The sequence below is a fragment of the Stenotrophomonas sp. PA-6-5C genome, assembly GCF_021605635.1.
In the GTDB taxonomy this organism is placed as follows: Bacteria; Pseudomonadota; Gammaproteobacteria; order Xanthomonadales; family Xanthomonadaceae; genus Stenotrophomonas; species Stenotrophomonas lactitubi.
On sequence record NZ_WKEE01000019.1, the window covers coordinates 51,086 to 69,683 of the forward strand.

14 protein-coding genes are annotated in these 18,598 nt (G+C 67.6%); 6 read left to right on the forward strand and 8 right to left on the reverse strand.

Annotated elements, in window-relative coordinates; all coding sequences use genetic code 11:
• Positions 1-160: 160 nt before the first annotated feature.
• On the reverse strand, positions 161-649 hold the full coding sequence (gene bfr / locus GIW57_RS10430; protein ID WP_025877631.1) for a bacterioferritin: 489 nt from the start codon (positions 647-649) through the stop codon (positions 161-163).
• Between the two features lie 125 nt (positions 650-774).
• Between bfr and GIW57_RS10435 the strand changes: the two genes are divergently transcribed.
• The gene (locus GIW57_RS10435; protein ID WP_236510532.1) at positions 775-3,105 is read left to right on the forward strand and encodes a penicillin acylase family protein; all 2,331 of its coding nucleotides are present in this window, start codon (positions 775-777) and stop codon (positions 3,103-3,105) included.
• 122 nt (positions 3,106-3,227) lie between these two features.
• On the opposite strand, the gene GIW57_RS10440 is transcribed toward GIW57_RS10435, so the two are convergent.
• Together GIW57_RS10440 and asnB are read right to left on the reverse strand one after the other, a co-directional pair.
• Positions 3,228-4,616 carry a cation:proton antiporter gene (locus GIW57_RS10440; RefSeq protein WP_236510535.1) on the reverse strand — a complete coding sequence of 463 codons (1,389 nt, stop codon included), beginning with the start codon at positions 4,614-4,616 and terminating at the stop codon, positions 3,228-3,230.
• Between the two features lie 106 nt (positions 4,617-4,722).
• The gene (asnB, locus tag GIW57_RS10445; protein WP_236510537.1) at positions 4,723-6,414 is read right to left on the reverse strand and encodes an asparagine synthase B; all 1,692 of its coding nucleotides are present in this window, start codon (positions 6,412-6,414) and stop codon (positions 4,723-4,725) included.
• Between the two features lie 341 nt (positions 6,415-6,755).
• Here asnB and GIW57_RS10450 point away from each other — a divergent pair, with 341 nt between their 5' ends.
• Positions 6,756-7,634, forward strand: coding sequence for a tetratricopeptide repeat protein (locus tag GIW57_RS10450; protein WP_099821416.1), 879 nt, complete (start codon positions 6,756-6,758; stop codon positions 7,632-7,634).
• A gap of 102 nt (positions 7,635-7,736) precedes the next feature.
• On the opposite strand, the gene dapE is transcribed toward GIW57_RS10450, so the two are convergent.
• The 5 genes from dapE to map are packed head-to-tail and all read right to left on the reverse strand — an operon-like array spanning position 7,737 to position 13,758.
• Positions 7,737-8,864: a succinyl-diaminopimelate desuccinylase gene (dapE, locus tag GIW57_RS10455; RefSeq protein WP_236510540.1), complete on the reverse strand. Its 1,128-nt coding sequence runs from the start codon at positions 8,862-8,864 to the stop codon at positions 7,737-7,739.
• Positions 8,861-9,226, reverse strand: a complete 366-nt coding sequence (locus GIW57_RS10460; RefSeq protein ID WP_165376701.1) for an arsenate reductase — start codon at positions 9,224-9,226, stop codon at positions 8,861-8,863. The genes dapE and GIW57_RS10460 overlap by 4 nt, the downstream gene beginning before the upstream one ends.
• Before the next feature lie 13 nt (positions 9,227-9,239).
• A complete protein-coding gene (gene dapD, locus GIW57_RS10465) occupies positions 9,240-10,286 on the reverse strand; it encodes a 2,3,4,5-tetrahydropyridine-2,6-dicarboxylate N-succinyltransferase (RefSeq protein WP_100464306.1) in 1,047 nt (348 codons plus the stop codon).
• Complete coding sequence (locus tag GIW57_RS10470) at positions 10,286-12,913, reverse strand: [protein-PII] uridylyltransferase (RefSeq protein WP_236510543.1); 2,628 nt, start codon at positions 12,911-12,913, stop codon at positions 10,286-10,288. Before GIW57_RS10470 ends, dapD begins: the two co-directional genes overlap by 1 nt.
• Positions 12,914-12,915: 2 nt before the next feature.
• Positions 12,916-13,758 carry a type I methionyl aminopeptidase gene (gene map / locus GIW57_RS10475; RefSeq protein WP_100464301.1) on the reverse strand — a complete coding sequence of 281 codons (843 nt, stop codon included), beginning with the start codon at positions 13,756-13,758 and terminating at the stop codon, positions 12,916-12,918.
• A gap of 173 nt (positions 13,759-13,931) precedes the next feature.
• Between map and GIW57_RS10480 the strand changes: the two genes are divergently transcribed.
• From GIW57_RS10480 to GIW57_RS10495, 4 genes are read left to right on the forward strand one after another with little or no spacing between them, the layout of a single operon-like run.
• Complete coding sequence (locus GIW57_RS10480; RefSeq protein WP_099821422.1) at positions 13,932-14,459, forward strand: spore coat U domain-containing protein; 528 nt, start codon at positions 13,932-13,934, stop codon at positions 14,457-14,459.
• The gene (locus GIW57_RS10485) at positions 14,459-15,211 is read left to right on the forward strand and encodes a molecular chaperone (RefSeq protein WP_100464299.1); all 753 of its coding nucleotides are present in this window, start codon (positions 14,459-14,461) and stop codon (positions 15,209-15,211) included. The genes GIW57_RS10480 and GIW57_RS10485 overlap by 1 nt, the downstream gene beginning before the upstream one ends.
• Positions 15,212-15,218: 7 nt before the next feature.
• Positions 15,219-17,561 (forward strand): fimbria/pilus outer membrane usher protein, encoded by a 2,343-nt coding sequence (locus GIW57_RS10490; protein WP_236510546.1) that lies wholly within the window; start codon positions 15,219-15,221, stop codon positions 17,559-17,561.
• Entirely contained in the window at positions 17,558-18,595 is a 1,038-nt protein-coding gene (locus GIW57_RS10495) for a spore coat protein U domain-containing protein (protein ID WP_329605751.1), read from the forward strand. Before GIW57_RS10490 ends, GIW57_RS10495 begins: the two co-directional genes overlap by 4 nt.
• The last annotated feature ends 3 nt before the right edge of the window (positions 18,596-18,598 follow it).

Here is an 18,598-nt window from a genome sequence, read left to right on the forward strand (position 1 = left end):
GGCTGGCGGGCGGTGGAGCAGCTGGCGGGCGAAGGCTGGCTGGCGGTGCTCCGGTGCTGGCGGGCGACAGGACGTTGTGCTTCTGTGAAATGCCGCCAAGCATGGCTTGGCTCTACATCAGGTACAGCAGCCGAGCTTGGCTCGGCTCTACATCAAGCGGTCAGTGCGCCGGGGCGCCACTGCCGTCGATCTTGCTCAGCTGGTACAGCTCCAGGCCGATGCGCTTGATCAGGCCCAGCTGCTGTTCCAGCCACCAGGCGTGGTCTTCCTCGGTGTCCTTCAACTGCGCCAGCAGCATGTCGCGGCTCACGTAGTCGCCCTTCTCCTCGCACAGCTTCATGCCGGCGGCGAGGTTGTTGCGAACGGCGTATTCGGTGTCCAGGTCCTTGCGCAGCATTTCCTCCACGGTCTTGCCCGGCTCGGTGGCATGCGGGCGCATGTCCGGGTCGCCGCCCAGGAACAGGATCCGGCGCAGCAGCGCGTCGGCATGCTGGGTCTCCTCTTCCATCTCGTGGTTCAGGCGTTCGTACAGTGCGAACAGGCCCTGGTCCTCGTAGCGGCGGGAGTGGATGAAGTACTGGTCGCGGGCGGCGAGTTCGCCGCGCAGCAGTTCCTTCAGGCAGGCGATGACGTCCGGGTTGCCTTTCATGGGGGGAGCTCCTGTGAATCGATGGCGCCCATGGTGCCCCATCTGGAAATACGGTGATCTAATCGGAATCAGTCGCAGTTGCGCCTGCGGCTACAATCGGCCGACATGCTCGGGAAGGACCTGCAATGCGTCGTAAGTGGCGGTGGATTCTGGGTGCGTTGGTCGCGATCGTGCTGCTCGCGGTGCTGGTCCTGTGGTTGCTGCTGCGCGGCAGCCTGGCCGAGCTGGATGGCGAGCGCCCTTTGCCCGGGCTGGCCGGCAAGGTCACCGTGGAGCGCGATGCGCTGGGGGTGGTCACCATCACCGCCGGCAACAAGGCTGATGCGCTGCGGGCGCTTGGCCGTATTCACGCGCAGGAACGTTATTTCGAAATGGACCTGATGCGGCGCAGTGCCGCAGGTGAACTGTCCGCGCTGTTCGGGGCGAAGGCGATCGAAGCCGACAAGCGCATGCGCGTACACCGCCTGCGCGCGCGCACCGAGGCCCATCTGCAGGATGCGCTGGGCAGCGACCCTGCGGCCGTGCGTGCCTATGTGGACGGGGTCAACCAGGGTCTGGGCAGCCTGGCGGTGCGGCCGTGGGCCTACCTGCTGCTGCGGCAGGCGCCGCGACCGTGGCAGGCCAGCGACAGCGTGCTGGCGGGCCTGGCCATGTACGCCGACCTGCAGGACCCCAGCAACCCGTCCGAACTGGCCCTGCAGCGCATCCGCGCGGTGGTGCCGCCGGCCCTGTACGCCTTGCTGGCGCATGACGGCAGCGAGTGGGACGCGCCGCTGACCGGCGCTCCCCGCGGCGACGCCAGCCTGCCCGATGCCAGCCAGCTGGACCTGCACACGCTGAAGGCCGCAACTGGCGCAGTTGCCGAAGATGCCGACGCGGTCGGCAGCAACAATTTCGCCGTTGCCGGCGCGCTGACTGCCGATGGCCGTGCGATCGTCGCCGACGACATGCACCTGGGCCTGCGCGCGCCCAGCCTGTGGTTCCGTGTGCGCCTGCGCTACCCCGACCCGCAGGCCGCAGGTGGCCAGGTCGACGTCAGCGGGTTCTCGCTGCCGGGCGTGCCGGCGGTGATTGTCGGCAGCAACGGCCACGTGGCCTGGGGCTTCACCAACAGCTACATCGATACCGCCGACTTCCGCACCGAGCCCGCCGACGCTGCGGTGACCGTGCATGAGGAGCGGATCGTCGTGGCCGGCAGCGCCGACGTGCGTTTTCCAGTACGCGAAACCGCGTGGGGCCCGATCCTGCACACCCACGCCGATGGCAGCGGCGACGCCCTGCGCTGGGTCGCGCAGTTGCCGGGCGCGGTGCGCATGGACTTCGCCGACATGGCACGCGCTGCCGATCTGGACCAGGCCCTGCAGATTGCCGACCACGCCGGCATTCCCGCGCAGAACCTGGTGGTCGGCGACCGCAGCGGACGCATCGCGTGGCGCCTCATCGGCGTGCGGCCTGACCGTGGCCCGCACTGCTCACCACTGGGCTTCAATGACAATCAGGGCAACCGGGGCTGCGCGCCCTGGCCGATCCGCAGCGATGCCGCGCCGAGCCTGATCGATCCGCCCAGCCATCGGTTGTGGACCGCCAACAGTCGCGTGGTGGACGAGGCGACCCTGGCCACCGTCGGCAATGGCGGCTACGACCTCGGCGCACGCGGTCGGCAGATCCGTGACCTGCTGGCCACCCAGGAACGCTTCGACGAACACGACCTGCTGGCAATCCAGCTGGACGACCGCGCAGTGTTCCTGCAGCGCTGGTGGGTGCTGCTGCAGGAGGTGATCGAGCACAGCGACGATCCGGCACTGAAGCGATTGGGTGCTGCGAGCGCGCATTGGGAAGGACGCGCCGCGATCAATTCGACCAGCTACCGGGTGGTGCGCGAATTCCGTACACAGGTGCTCGACACGCTGACCGATGCGCTGCTGGCACCGGCCCGGGCGCAGCTGGGCGAGGATTTCCTGGCACCGCGCCTGGCGCAGCTGGAAGGTGTGGCCTGGCCGATGCTGGAACAGCGGCCCGCCAACCTGCTGCCGCCGGCGTACACCAGCTGGGATGCGCTGCTGGCCGATGCTGCACGTCGCACCGAAGCCGAGCTGTCCAGGCAGGGACCGCTGGCACACCGCAGCTGGGGCGAGCGCAACACCGCAGCGATCTGCCACCCGGTCGCGCGCGCCCTGCCCGCCTTCGCCAGTCGCTGGTTGTGCATGCCGGCCGATCCGCTGCCCGGCGACCGTGACATGCCGCGTGTACAAACGCCGTCCTTCGGTGCCTCGCAGCGGATGGTGGTCTCGCCCGGCCACGAAGCCGACGGCATCGTGCACATGCCGGGTGGGCAGAGCGGCCATCCGCTATCGCCTTACTGGGGCGCGGGACACGAGGATTGGGTGCATGGTCGCCCCACCCCGTTCCTGCCCGGCAAGGCGCAGCACACGATGACGCTGGTACCGGTGCACTGACGGCGGCCCCCACATGCCCGAGGGTGCGCTGCACGCTGTAGGGCCGAGCCCATGCTCGGCTGCTTCTGGTGCGGAGCCGAGCATGGGCTCGGCTCTACAAAATGCCCGCCCGCGCGACCGGGTCAGGCCCTGCGGCGCTCGATCAGGTTCAACAGCGGCCCGGTCACTGCGGTGGTCACCAGCGCCATGATCACCAGCACCGCGAACAGGCGGTCGCCGAGCAGGCCCAGCTCGTAGCCCAGGTTGAGCACGATCAGTTCCATCAACCCGCGGGTGTTCATCAGCGCACCCAGTCGCCACGCTTCACGCGAGGCCATGCCGGTACTGCGTGCCGCACTCCAGGTGCCCAGCAGCTTGCCCACCGTGGCCACTGCGATCACCACCACGCACAACAGGATGTCGCTGCTGTGCAACGCGTCGGCGCGCATGCGCAGGCCGGTCATGGCGAAGAACAGCGGCAGCAGCAGGGTCACCGCGAACGGTTCGACCCTGGCCACCAGCAGCTGCCGCAGCTGCGCGTTGGACGACACCGCCACACCCGCGGCGAATGCGCCGAACAGCGCGTGGATGCCGAGCACTTCGGTAACCAGCGCACTGGCCAGTGACAGCAGCAGGATGCCCAGCAGCCAGCGTCCTTCGCGACCCGGTGCGATGGTCTTGCGGGCAAACCATGGCTTCACCAGCCCCAGCATCAGCGCGATGAACGCCACCACGCACAACAGGTTGAGGCTGGCCGGCAACCAGCCAGTGGCCTGCGCTGCGGCCACGATCAGCGCCAGCAGACACCACGCAGTCGCGTCGCCCAACGCCGCGCAGGCAATGGCGGTCTGCCCCAGCGATGTGTGGGTGATGCCGCGATCAGCGAGGATGCGCAGCAGCACCGGGAAGGCGGTGATGCTCATCGAAATGCCGACGAACAGCGCGAACGCGGTAAAGCTCACGCCTTGCGGGCCATGCTGCGGGTACAGCCAGATGGTCAGGGCCACGCCGAGCACGAACGGCACCGCGATGCCGGCGTGGCTGACGGTGAAGGCGAATCGACGACGCCCACGCAAAGCGCCCAGATCAAGCTCTGCACCTGCCACCAGCAGGAACATCAGCACGCCCAGCTGGCTGAGCATGCCCAGCGGCCCCAGCGAAGCGGCCGGGAACAGTGCGCCATGCACCTGCGGCAGCAGGCTGCCCAGCAACAGCGGCCCCATCATCAGGCCAGCGGCCATCTCGCCGATCACCGCCGGCTGTCCAAAACGCTTCAACAGCGCGCCGGCACCCTTGGCGACCAGCAACAGCACCAGCAGCTGCAGCAGGAACAGGCCGAGCGGCGAGGCCAGGTGATGCGCCCAATCGCTGCCGACCACGGCCTCGGCCTTGCTGGTCACCGTCGGCAGCCCGGGCCCGGCATAGCGGGCCAGCAGCAGGCCGACCAGCAGCGGCACGCCAGCCCAGACCAGGTAACGCCACGCCCACTTCGTCGGCCGCACGGGACCTCCGGTCTGTACGTCCATGAACATTCCCCAATGTGCAGGGCGCCGATGATACGTCCTTGCCTGCTCCGGCGCTGTGCGCTCGCCGGGCATGGCCCGGCGCTACCGTTGTCAGGCGACCGGGCAGTGCCGGTCAGGCCAACGCCTGCTCGTGCACGCCGGCGATGGCGCGGCCCGACGGATCGGCGGCAGCGGCGAAGCTGGCATCCCAGGCAATGGCTGCCGGCGAGGAACAGGCGATCGACTTGCCGCCCGGCACGGTTTCAGCCGCCGCATGGCTGGGGAAGAACTGCTCGAACAGGTGGCGGTAGTAGTACGCCTCCTTGGTCTGCGGCGGGTTGTGTGGGAACCGCTTGTCGGCGGCCGCCAGAACCCGGTCGCTGACCTGTGCTTCGGCATGCGCCTTCAGGCCGTCGATCCAACCGTAGCCAACGCCATCACTGAACTGCTCCTTCTGCCGCCACAGGATGCTGTCCGGCAGATAGCCCTGGAAGGCCTCGCGCAGCACTGCCTTCTCGATGCGGCGACCACCGAAACCGGCGCCGACCATCTTGTGCGCAGCATCGAAACGCATCGCCACGTCGAGGAACTCGCGGTCCAGGAACGGCACACGCGGCTCCACACCCCAGGCCATCATCGACTTGTTGGCCCGCAGGCAATCGTAGTTGTGCAGGGCATCGAGCTTGCGCACCAGTTCCTGGTGGAATTCGCGTGCGTCCGGCGCCTTGTGGAAGTAAAGATAGCCGCCGAAGATCTCGTCACTGCCTTCGCCCGACAGCACCATCTTCACGCCCATCGCCTTGATCCGGCGCGCCAGCAGGAACATCGGCGTGGACGCGCGGATGGTGGTCACGTCGTAGGTTTCAATGTGGCGGATCACCTCCGGCAGCACGTCCAGGCCTTCTTCGAAGGTGTATTCGAAGCCGTGGTGCACGGTGCCCAGCGCTTCGGCGGCCACCGCAGCAGCAGCCAGGTCCGGCGAGCCCTTCAGGCCGATGGCGAACGAATGCAGGCGCGGCCACCAGGCTTCGCTCTGGCCGCCATCTTCGATGCGACGCCGCGCATAGCGCGCTGCCACGGCGGCAACCAGCGACGAATCCAGCCCGCCCGACAGCAGCACGCCATACGGCACGTCACTCATCAACTGGCGTTCAACCGCATGTTCAAAGGCCTGGCGCAGCTCGGCGAGATCGGCCTGGCGGCCCTGCACGTCGTCGTACTCGCGCCACGGCTGCTGGTAGTAGCGCACCAGCTCACCGCTGGCGCTGTCGTAGTAGTGGCCCGGCGGGAACTGGGCAACGTCGGCGCAGGTGTCGACCAGCGCTTTCATTTCAGACGCTACGCGCAGCCGCCCCTGCGCATCATGGCCCCAGTACAGCGGCACCACGCCCAACGGATCGCGCGCCACCAGCACACGGCCGGCTGCACGGTCCCACAGGGCAAAGGCGAAGATGCCGTTGAGCTGTTCCAGCCACTGCGCCGGCGATCCGCCCTGGCGGTACAGCGCGTTGATCACCTCGCAGTCCGAACCGGTCTGGAAGGCATAGGCTTCGGCGAGGCCGGCCTTGAGCTGCTGGTGGTTGTAGATCTCGCCGTTGACCGCCAGCGCCAGCTGCCCGTCTTCGGACAGCAGCGGCTGCGAGCCGCCGGCCGGATCGACGATGGCCAGGCGCTCGTGGACCAGCAGCGCGCCTTCGTCCAGATACACGCCGCTCCAGTCCGGGCCACGATGGCGCTGGCGCTGCGACAGCTCCAGCGCATGGCGGCGCAGGGAAGGAAGATCGTCACCGGCCTGCAGGCCGAAAATACCGAAGATCGAACACATGGGTGGAACTCCTGTTGTGGGGAAGTACACGGGGGGAAGGTGTTCGACCGGCCATCCAGGCCCGGGTGGGGCTGCGCCCGGGCACAAAAAAACCCGCATCGGCCGATGCGGGTTTTCTGGTGTCCGGGCGTGTGTTGCTGTCTATCTACCCAGGGCGCAGTCCCGCATCGGCCGCGCGCGATTATTCGCACGCAGATTATTGCGGTTGGTGTTGTTGACGGCGGTGGCCAGGCGGAGCGACATGGCATCGACCCTACCCCGGTTTCCGCCGCTGCGCAACAGTTGCGTCGGCAACCACGTCCTGAAGCGCATAATGGCCCGCCCTGAATCGTGTAACGGGAATGCAACACTGCAATGGACGCACCGCGGCGCTGGCCGCCCTGCTCTGCCTGGGCCTGGCCGCTTGCCAGACCCTGCCTCCTCCCTCGGCCCTGCCGCCGGCCCAGCAACAGGCACTGGAACAACGCGGAACCGACGGCAGCTTCGACGGTGCCTTTGATACTGCGGAAACCTTTGAACGCTTCAACGATCCGCGCGCCATTGCCTATTACGAGCGTGCGGCGGCAGTCACCCCCTGGACCTTTCACAACACCAAGGCGGAAGAAGCACTGGGCCGGATCTGGATCTCCGGCACGCTGCGCCATGCCGACAGCCCCCACATCAACCCGGCACCGGTGCTGCGCGCGTCCTGGCGACGTGGCGAACGCGCCTACCTGGCGGCGGCCAACCACGGCAATCCCTATGCGTTCTACGGGCTCGCCACGGCCTATCGCCAGCGTGGTGACGCACAACAGGCGCTGCGCTGGGACCTGCGCGGAATGATCTACCAGCGCTACGCGAGTTCATCATCGCGACTGCCGGATGCGGTGGCTGCGCAGGGTGACACCGTGCATCCGCTGGTTGCGCAGATCCAGCGTCGCGCCGAGCGTGGCGATGCCGAAGCGCAGGTGGATCTGGGCGCACTGCTTGAAAAAGGCGTGGGCCTGCCGCGCGATCCGGCACGCGCGCTGCAGATGTATCAGCGTGCCGCGGAACAGGGCAATGTGTTCGGCCAGTACTTCGCCGGGCTGCTGCTGGGCCGGAGTGCGCCGGGCGTGGAGAGGGACAGCGATGCGGCGGCGCGTTGGTTCGCCAAGGCCGAGGCGCAGCGCTTCTACATGGCCGCGCCGAGCTACTGGAAAAAAGCGGTCGAACCGCCGTTCTTCATTTTTTCGGAATAGTAGAGCCGAGCCATGCTCGGCTGCATCTACCAGGGAAAATCAGCCGAGCATGGCTCGGCTCTACAGGAAGGCGTGCCGACCAACGGTCGGCACCCACCGTCCTCACACCAGCAGGCGTTCAACCAATCGCTGGTACAGCCCCGGCAGCGCTTCCAGTTCGTCCACGCGCACGTTTTCATCCACCTGGTGGATGCTGGCGTTGACCGGGCCGACTTCGATGCACTGCGCACCCAGGGGCGCGATGAAGCGCGCATCGGAGGTGCCACCACCGGTGCTCTCTTCCGGCGCGCGACCGGTATGCTCGGCCAGCACCGCGCGCGCCGCTGCGCGCAATGTCCCTTCCGGGGTGTAGAACGGCTCGCCGCTGCGGTGCCACTTCAGCGTGTACTGCAGGCCATGACGGTCCAGCAACGCGGTGATCTCCGCCTCCAGCTTCGGTGCATCCCAATGCGGGTTGTAGCGGATGTTGAAATCCACCTCCAGCTCACCGGGAATCACGTTGTTGGCGCCGGTACCGGCATGGATGTTGGAGATCTGCAGGCTGGTCGACGGGAAGCTCTCGTAGCCCTCGTCCCAGCGCCGTGCGCTCAGTTCGGCCAGCATCGGCGCGGCAAGGTGGATCGGATTGCGCGCCTTGTCCGGGTAGGCCACGTGGCCCTGCACACCCTGCACGCGCAGCTTGGCCGACAGGCTGCCACGTCGTCCCACGCGCAGCAGGTCACCCAGTGTGGCGGTGGACGACGGCTCGCCGGTGATGCACCAGTCGATGCGCTGGCCGCGCTCGGCGAACAGCCGCGCGACATGGCGCACGCCGTCGATGGCATCGCCCTCTTCGTCGCTGGTCAACAGCACCGCCAGCGTGCCGGTGTGCTGCGGATGCGCCGCGACGAACTGTTCGGCAGCGATCACGAACGCGGCCACGCTGCCCTTCATGTCCGCGGTGCCGCGACCGTACAGCACGCCATCGCGGATCTGCGGTGCGAACGGATCGCTCTGCCATGCCTCGCGCGGGCCCGGCGGCACCACGTCGGTGTGGCCCAGCAGGACCAGCACCGGTGCGCCGCTGCCGTGGGTGGCCCACAGGTTGTCGACCTCGCCCAGCCGCAGGTGCTCGCAGGTGAAACCGGCCGCCTGCAGACGTTCACCGATCAGCGCCTGGCAACCGGCATCGTCCGGGGTCACCGACGGCCGTGCAATCAGATCGCAGGCCAGGTCGAGGACGGCGCTCACGCGCCGCCCACGCCGAAGCGCGCCTTGAAGCCGTTGTCGCTGAAACCCTGGCTGACCTTGCCGTCGGCAGTCACCACCAGCGGGCGCTTGATCAGCTGCGGATATTCGCGCAGCAGCAGCTTCCACTCCGCTTCCGAATCGGCAGCCTTGCGGTTGTCCGGCAACTGCCGCCAGGTGGTGGAGGACCGGTTGACCATCGCCGCCAGGCCGCCCAGCTGCGCGGCCCATTCCAGCAACGTTTCCGGGCTGGGCTTGTTGTCGCGGTAGTCGACGAAGGTGTACGGCACGCCGAAGCGGTCCAGCCACTTGCTCGCCTTCTTGCAGGTATCGCAGTTCTTCAGACCGTAGACGGTGGTGCTCATGCGTGCGGCTCCGTCAGTCGGCCAGGCCGCGCAGCAGGTCGTTGACGCTGGTCTTGCTGCGGGTACGGGCATCGACCTGCTTGACGATCACCGCGCAGTACAGCGAGTGGGTACCGTCCTTGCTCGGCAGCGAGCCGGACACCACCACGCTGTACGGCGGGATGTAGCCGTAGCTGATTTCGCCGGTGGCGCGGTTGTAGATGCGGGTGCTCTGGCTGAGGAACACGCCCATGCCGATCACGCTGTGATGGCCGACGACCACGCCTTCCACCACTTCCGAACGCGCACCGATGAAGCAATGGTCTTCGATGATGGTCGGGCTGGCCTGCAGCGGCTCGAGCACGCCGCCGATGCCGGCACCACCGGACAGGTGGCAGTGCTGGCCGATCTGCGCGCAGGAACCGACGGTGGCCCAGGTGTCGACCATGGTGCCTTCGCCGACGTAGGCGCCGATGTTGGTGAAGCTCGGCATCAGCACCACGTCCTTGCCGAAATACGTGCCGCGACGGGCGATCGCACCCGGCACAACGCGCACGCCGCCACGGCGGAACTTCGCCTCGTCATAGCCGGCAAAGCGCGATTCGACCTTGTCCCAGAACGGTGCCGGGCGTGCATCGACCACGGCCATGTCGTTGACACGGAAATACAGCAGCACGGCCTTCTTCAACCATTCGTTGACCTTCCAGCCACCATGGCCATCCGGCTCGGCAACGCGGAACTCGCCGCTCTCCAGGCCATCGATCACCCGGTTGACCAGCGGCCGGGTCGAGCCTTCCAGTTCGTGCAGGGTGAGCGTGGCGCGGCGCTCGAAAGCGCTTTCGATGCCGAACTTCAGTTCTTCCACGCCCGGGCCGGCCGGCTTGCGCAGCGACTTGCGTGCGATGTTCTCGGCGCGCGCGGCTTCTGCGGTCTTGGCCGGGGCCTTCTTCACTGCAGCCTTCTTGACCGCAGCCTTCTTCGGCGCGGCAGTCTTCTTCGCAACCGGCTCAGCGGCAGTGGTCTTTTTGGCTGCTGCGCTCTTGGCAGTCGCGGCAGTCTTCTTTGCAGGCTTGGTGGCCATCAGGCGGGGTCTCCAGCGTTTCGATCAGGGTCCAGGCAGGCCAGCATTGCGTCATGCAGCTGCTGCCGGGCGGATTCAGTCAGGGGGAGGTCGTGTTCGTCACTGATCACGAAGGTGTCTTCGGCGCGTTCGCCGAATGTGGCAATGCGCGCGTCCTGCACGCGCAGTCCCTGGTTGCGCAGCACGAACGCCACGTCGGCCAGCAGGCCGGGACGGTCGGGTGCGACCAGGGCGAAACGGGTTGCGCCGGGTTCATCGCGGAACTCGATGCGCGGGGCAAAACGGAAATGGCGCAGCTGGCGCGGCACCACCCGCCGCGAGGGACGCAGCCGCGTCAAATCGCCACTGAGCGCCTCGCGCAGGGCCGCTTCCAGGTTGGCGCTGCTGCCATCGGCAAACGTATCGGCCGGGCTCACTTCAAAATTATCGAAAATCGTGTCGGCCGGACCATCCAGCACGCGTGCGCGGTGGATGCCGTAGCCCTTGCGGTCCAACGTCATCACGATCGCGGCGAACAGGCCATCACGGTCCGGCGAGTGCACGAAGACTTCCAATGCCGGGTCGTCGACGCTGATCCGACGTACCTTTACCAGCGTCTGGCCCTGCTTGATCGGTACCAGCGCGGCGGCCTGCCAGGCCAGCTGTTCCGGACGCAAACGGATGAAACCTTCGTCGGGCATCACCGCGAACTGGCGGTCGATGGTGGCATCGTCGTAGCCCTGCTCGCGCACCAGCGCACGCACGCTGTCGCGCGCTTCGGCCACGCGCTCGGCGGCCGGCACCGGGTGTTCCAGGCCCTCGCGCAGCGCGCGCCGGGTCGCGAAGTACAGATCGGCCAGCAGCCGGTCCTTCCACGCGTTCCACAGCTTCGGGCTGGTGCCGGCGATGTCGGCGCAGGTCAGCAGGTAGAGGTAATCGAGGCGGTCGCGGCTGCCGACCAGCGTCGCGAATCGATGGATCACGTCCGCATCGGCGATGTCCTGCTTCTGCGCGGTCACCGACATCCGCAGGTGCTGTTCGACCAGCCAGGCCACCAGCTCGGTATCCGAACCGCTCAGCCCCTGCGCATGGCAGAAGGCCCGTGCATCGACCGCGCCCAGTTCGGAATGATCGCCGCCGCGCCCCTTGGCGATGTCGTGGAACAGGCCGGCCAGCAGCAGCAGTTCGGGCTTGCGCAGGCGCGGCCAGACTTCATGGGCGATCGAGAAACGTTCGTCGGCGCGACTGCTGGCGAACAGCCCCATGTTGCGCAGGACCATCAGCGTGTGCTGGTCGACGGTGTAGACATGGAACAGGTCGAACTGCATGCGCCCGCTGACCTGGGCGAACGCGGGAATCCATTGCCCCAGCACGCCCAGCCGCGCCATGCGCGAAAGCGTGTCGACCGGGCGCTGGCCGCGCAGCAGGGCCATGAACTGTTCGCGCGCGTCAGGGTCTGCCTGGTCATAGGCAGGCAGCAGCGGCAGCGATTCGGCCAGCGCGCGCGCGGTCAACGAATGCAGGCCACGGATCTGCGGATTGTTGGCCCAGCTGGCGAACAGCGCGAAGACCTGGCCGATGTCGGCGTTCGGCCAGTCGGCATCGTTGGCCGCCAGGTAGCCACGGCGCAGGGCGAACCCCACGGTCAGTGGTTCGGGCTGTGCCTCGCCATCGAACTGTTCCTCGAAACGCTGCAGCAGACGATCGCTGATCCGCCGCACCACCGAAGCGGCGCGGTAGAAGCCCTGCATCATCTTCTCGACACCCAGGCTTTCGGCGTCGTCCTCAAAGCCCAGGCGCGCGGCCAGGGTCTTCTGGTAATCGAAGCGCAGGCGCTCTTCCGGGCGTCGCGCCACCAGATGCAGGCCGAAGCGAAGTCGTGCCAGCACCGCGCGTTCGCGCTTCAGCGCAGCGGCCTCGTCAGCGCCCAGGTGGCCCAGGCCGACCAACGCTTCCAGATCGCGCACACCGAACGCACGCAGCGCCATCCAGCCCAGCGTATTGAGATCACGCAGGCCGCCGGGGCCATCCTTCAGGTCCGGCTCCAGGTTGTCGGCAGTGTCACCGAAGCGCTGGTGACGGTTGCGAAGTTCCTCGAGCTTGGCCAGGAAAAACGCACGCGGTGGCCACAGTTCGCGGTCATCCACCGCCGCACGCAGCGCGCGCCGTGCTGCCTCATCGGCCATCAGCGGGCGCGCTTCGATCAACGCCGTCAGCACGGTCTGGTCGGCAGCGGCCTCGCTGCATTGCGCGGCCGAACGCACTGCGTGACTGACCGCCAGGCCGCAATCCCACAGCAGCGCGAACAGCCGCGCGAGCGCGTCCTCGTGGGCCAGCTGCGCCAGCGGATCGCCGAACACCAGCAGGTCGATGTCCGAACGCGGGAACAGTTCACTACGCCCATAGCCCCCCACCGCGAACAGCGACAGGCCACTGTCGGCTGGCAGGCAGCGCTGCCATGCATGGCGGATCAGGTGATCGGCCGCGCGCGCGCGCAACGCCAGCAGGCGCTCGATGTTGTCGCCCTGGTCGAAGCGGCGGTACAGGCGCGTGTCGGCCTGCTGCAGCGCATCGCGCGCGGCAGCAGCCCAATCCGGGTCGTTGAGCGACGCGGCCGGCGTGTCCAGCAGCGAACTCGCCGGCAGCATCGTCAGGAGACCTGCGACTCGCCCGGCGACAGGGTCAGCACGTCCACGCCGGTCTCGGTGACCGCGATCATGTGCTCCCACTGCGCCGACAGCTTGCGGTCCTTGGTCACTACGGTCCAGCCATCGGGCAGCACCTTGTTGTAGCGGGTGCCCTCGTTGATCATCGGCTCGATGGTGAAGGTCATGCCCGGCTGCAGCACCAGGCCCTGGCCCGGGCGGCCGTAATGCACCACCTGCGGTTCATCGTGGTAGACCTTGCCGATGCCATGGCCGCAGTACTCGCGCACCACGCTGAAGCGCTCGCCTTCGGCATAGCTCTGGATCGCATGGCCGACGTCGCCCAGGGTTGCGCCCGGACGCACCGCGCGGATGCCGCGCCACATGGCTTCATAGGTGGCGTCGACCAGGCGCTTGGCCATCACCGACGGGGTGCCGACGAAGTACATGCGGCTGGTGTCGCCATGCCAGCCGTCCTTGATGACGGTGACGTCGATGTTGATGATGTCGCCATCCTTGAGGACCTTCCCTTCGCTGGGAATGCCGTGGCAGATGACATTGTTGACCGAGGTGCACACGGTCTTGGGGAAGCCGCGGTAGCCGACGTTGGCCGGAATGGCGCCCTGCACGTTCACGATGTGGTCGTGGCAGATGCGGTCCAGTTCCTCGGTCGTGACACCGGGCTTGACGTGGGGGGTGACGATGTCGAGCACTTCGCTGGCCAGGCGGCCGGCGATGCGCATCATCTCGATTTCCTGCGGGGTTTTGATATTCACGCTCATGGCTCCCATTATCGCCGATCCGGCCGCAATCTGAACGAACGCCACCCAACTGGCGATCCGGGCCATGCACGGATCCGGCAAGGAAGGTGAAAGCGTGATGGTCCACACCCTTTCGATAGCCTGTTTCTCACGGAATACAGACACTTGCGGTGCCTACGCTGGCCCCACTGTCGTCAAAACGGCGCCGAACGTGCCGTTTTCGCCCTGTTCAACGGACCTTCGGGTCAGGGAGGTTGTCCATGCGATCCGCAGCTCGTTCCCCTTTGGCCTGGGCCCTGGCCCTGCTGCTGGCCGGCCCGGCCGCCGCCGCCGACACCACCACGTTCAACGTCACCCTGGTGGTCACCAAGGCCTGCACCATCACTGCCGCTGCGGCCACCAACGTCGACTTCGGTACCGCCGCCTCCACCACCGCCACCCCCACCCTGGGCCAGGGCACCGTGACCGCGCAGTGTTCGGCCCTGACCCCGTACACCATCGCGCTGAATGCCGGTGCCAATGCCGGCACGGCCAATGACGTCACCACGCGGCGGATGAAGAACACCAACGCCGCAGTGACCGCGAACAACTACGTGGGCTACCAGCTCTACCAGGATGCCGCACACACCCTGGTCTGGGGCGCCACCACCGGCACCAACACCCAGGCCGGCATCGGCACCGGGCTGGCGGTGCCCTACATCGTCTACGGCCAGATCCTCAACCTGAGCACGGCCAACGCTGCTACCGGCAACTATCTGGATACCGTTACCGCCACGATCACCTATTGATGGAGCACGCCCGCATGGCCGGATCCCGCCCGTGGCGCGCCACCGGCGTGGCGCTGCTCGTCTTCAGCCTGCTTGGGGTCAACGAGGTCTCGGCGACCAGCCTGCAGGTCGCCCCCACCAGCCTGCAGCTGGAAGCACGCCAGCGCGCTGGCGAACTGTGGTTGACCAACAGCGGCACCTCGCCGGTGAAGCTGCAGGTAAGGGTGTTCCGTTGGGTACAGCAGGACGGGAAGGAGCAACTGCTGCCCACCGAGGATCTGCTGGCTACGCCACCGATGCAGGAACTGGCAGCGGGCCAGCAGCAGCTGGTGCGGGTCATGCGCGCCGTTGCCGACGCACCGGCTGCGCAGCAGTACTACCGGCTGATCGTCGATGAGGTGCCCGATCTGGCCACGCGCAGCGAAGGCATGCAGTTCGTACTGCGCTATTCCATCCCGGTGTTCGTGCAACCCGGCGCCGGCGGCCGGCTGGCACCGCAGCTGCACGCCCGCCTGGTCCGGCTGGACGACGGTCGCAACGGCGTGGAAGTAGGCAATACCGGCAACAGCTACGCGCAGATCGCCGACCTCGCCCTGGGCAGCCCGGAGCGGCCGCGCATCGTCCATCCCGGCCTGCTGGGCTACGTGCTGCCCGGCCAGGTCATGCGCTGGCCGCTGGAGCGCACGGCGATCGACCGCGACAACGACCAGATCACGGCCAAGCTCAATGGCGAGTCGGAACAGACGTCGCTGCCGCCACCACCGGCTCGCTGAGGCGCTGATGAGCGCAGCGCTCGGTGCGGCCCTGTCCCCGGCGGCCCATGCAGCCGATGTCTCCGGGGTCTCCGCCGATGCCCTGCTGCCGCCACCGACCCCACTCACGGCCAACCAGACGCTGTACCTGGACGTGACCCTCAACAGCACGCCACGCGGCCTGCTGCCCTTCACCGACAATCGCGGCCGCCTGCAGGCCAGCCCCGAGATCCTGCGCCAGGTCGGTTTCAATGCCAGTGGCGATGCTCCCGTGTATCTGGACCAGATCAGCGGCGCGGTGGTGCGTTATGACGCGCACCTGCAGACCCTCGCGCTGGACGTGCCACTGGACCAGTTGACCCTGCCCACGACCGTGCTCAGCCGCCCGCAGGCGCGCGCGCCGCGCAGCAGCGCCTCGCCCGGCGTCCTGCTCAATTACGACCTGTATGGCAGCCGCGTCGACCGCCTCGGCAATCTGACCCTGAGCTCTGAACTGCGGGTGTTCGGCGTGGGTGCCGGCACCTTCGAGAACACCGCGGTCAGCCGTCGCTACCAGACCGGAGACCGCCACTGGCGCAGCGACAGCGTACGCCTGGACACGCGCTGGACCCTGGATTTCCCGGACAGGGCGCTGACTCTGGAGGTGGGCGACTTCTACAGCGGCTTCGTCGACTGGAGCCGGCCGGTACGCCTGGGCGGCCTGCAGATCGGCCGCAATTACGGATTGCAGCCGTACCGTGTGCTTACCCCGACGCCCGCCTTCCTAGGCCAGGCGGTGGTGCCATCCACGGTCGAGCTGTATGTCGATGGCCTGCGCCAGTACAGCGGCCAGGTGCCGGTCGGACCATTCCAGCTGGCGGCGCAACCGGGCATCAGCGGCAACGGTAGCGCGCAGGTCGTGGTCACCGATGCGTTCGGCCGCATGCAGACCCTGGATTTCAGCTTCTACGGCACCCAGCAACTGCTGGCCAAGGGCCTGTCGGACTGGTCGCTCGGCGTCGGCCAGCTGCGCGAGCAGTTCGGCGAGCGCTCCTTCGCCTACGACGACCGTACCGTGGCAAGCGCCAGCTGGCGCGGCGGCGTCAGCGACACATTCACCGGCGAAGCACACGCCGAAGGTGGCGGCGGCCTGGCACAGGCCGGCGTGGGCGGCTGGTGGCTGCTGGGCGGCGCGGGCGTGGTCAATGCCGCGTACGCCCACAGCCGCTACCAGGGCCTGCAGGGCGGCCAGTGGGCGCTGGGGTACAGCTGGAACAACCGTCGTTTCAACGTCAATCTGCGCAGCGTGCGCAGCCACGGCGACTACCGCGACCTGGGCGCGCTGCAGGCCAACCTGCCGCCCAGCATCAGCGAGCAGGCCACGGTCGGCCTGGACCTGCTGCGCCTGGGCTCCCTGAGCGCCAGCTACCTGCGCCTGCGCTATCCCGATGGCGAGGACAACCGCTATGCCAGCCTGTTCTGGTCACGCAGCTGGAGCCAGCGCTGGTCGGCCTACCTGTCGGTCAACCAGAACCTGGACAACAGCGATGACCGCAGTGTCTACCTGTCGCTGACCGCAAGCCTGGGCAACAACCGCCAGGCCAGCCTGTCCAGCCAGCGCAACGGCGACCGCCAGAGCTGGGTCGCCGATGTCACCCAGCCGGTACCGGGCGACGGCAGCGCCGGCGGTATCGGTTGGCGCGCACAGGTGCGCCACGGCGACGACGGCAGCGGCGGCCTGGCCGAAGTCGGCATCCTCAACGATGTCGGTCGCTATGCCTTGGGTGCCTCGCGCCAGTCCGGCCTCAACTACGCCTATGGCAGCGCCAGCGGCAGCCTGGTGTGGATGGCCGGGCACACCTTCGCCGCGCGCGAAGTCGCCGATGCCTTCGCCGTGGTCAGCACCAATGGCGTGGGCGGTGTACCGGTGCGGCTTGAGAACCGCCTGATCGGTGTCACCGACGATCGTGGCCTGCTGCTGATCAGCCCACTGCTGTCCTGGCAGCGCAACCGCGTCTCCATCGACACCCTGGACCTGCCGGCGGACATGCGCGCCGATCGCATCGAGGACTGGGTAACACCGCGCCAGCGTGCCGGCACCGGGCTGACCTTCAACCTGCGCTCGCGGCCGTCGTTGACCCTCACCGTGCAGGACATGGCGGGGCAGCCGCTGGAAGCAGGCAGCGAGGTGCAACTGGCGGATGGCCGCCAGGCCTCGGTCGGTTACGACGGACTGCTGTACCTGGAAGACGTGGCCGCTGGCACCGTGCTGTACATCACCACCAGCCGAGGGCAGTGCCGTACGCGGGTACCGGCATCGCCGCAGGTGGTCGCCGCGGGTGCGCGGCCTCGTCCGGCGTCCCTGCAATGCGTGCCGGAGGTGGCGCCGTGAGGATGCTGCTGCTAGGCCTGCTGCTTCTGGCCGGCCTGATCGCCAGCGCACCGGCGCGCGCGGCCGCCACCTGCACCGCCACCGCCGACGCACTGCTGCCGTTCGGCAACGTCAACAGCGGCGCCGCCGGGCCGACCTCGGGCACCCTGAACATCACCGTGACCTGCACCACCGCCGCGCTGAGCCTGCTCGCCACCACCGGCGTGCGTGTCTGCGTGGGCATCGGCAACGGCACGGGCGGCAGCACCACCACGCCGTGGCGAACGATGGTCAACGGCAGCGGCGATACACTCAATTTCCAGCTCTACAACACTTCCAACTACAGCCAGGTAACCGGCCTGACCCCGCGCGGCGTACCGCCGGCGCAGGAGCTGACCATGACCTACAACGTGCCCCTGCTGACCGGCGGCAGCGGCGCGCAGAGCGTGCAGTTGTTCGCGCAGATCCCGGCCAACCAGGTGCTGGCATCGGGTAGTTACAGCAGCACCTTCAGCGGCGCCAGCGTGGTGCTGACCTGGGCCTGGAACGAGGTGCTGCTGGGGAACGCCACCGTGCCGGCCACCTGCAATGGCGGCGCTACCGGCACCAACACCGCCAGCAATGCCTTCAGCTTCAATGCCACTGCCACCGTGCTGCCGCAATGCGGCAGCTACTTAACCACCACCATGAATTTCGGCAACGTCACCGGCGGCATTCCCGCCAACATCGACCAGACCGCCACCCTCACCCTGACCTGCCTCAAGCGCACCGCGTTCCAGGTCAGCCTCGACAATGGCCAGAACAACCCTGCACTGAGCAGTACCCGGCGCATGCGCACCACCATCGGCAGCAACAACTATTACCTGACCTATGAGCTGTATCGGGATACTGCACGCAGCCAGCGCTGGGGCAATACGCTCAACGTGGACACCTTCAGCGGCGTCGGCACTGGCAGCGCGCAACCGTTGACGATCTACGGCAGGGTACCGCCGGTGAGCGGCCAACCGCCGGCCGGCACCTACAACGACCTGGTACAGGTGACGATCACCTACTGAGGG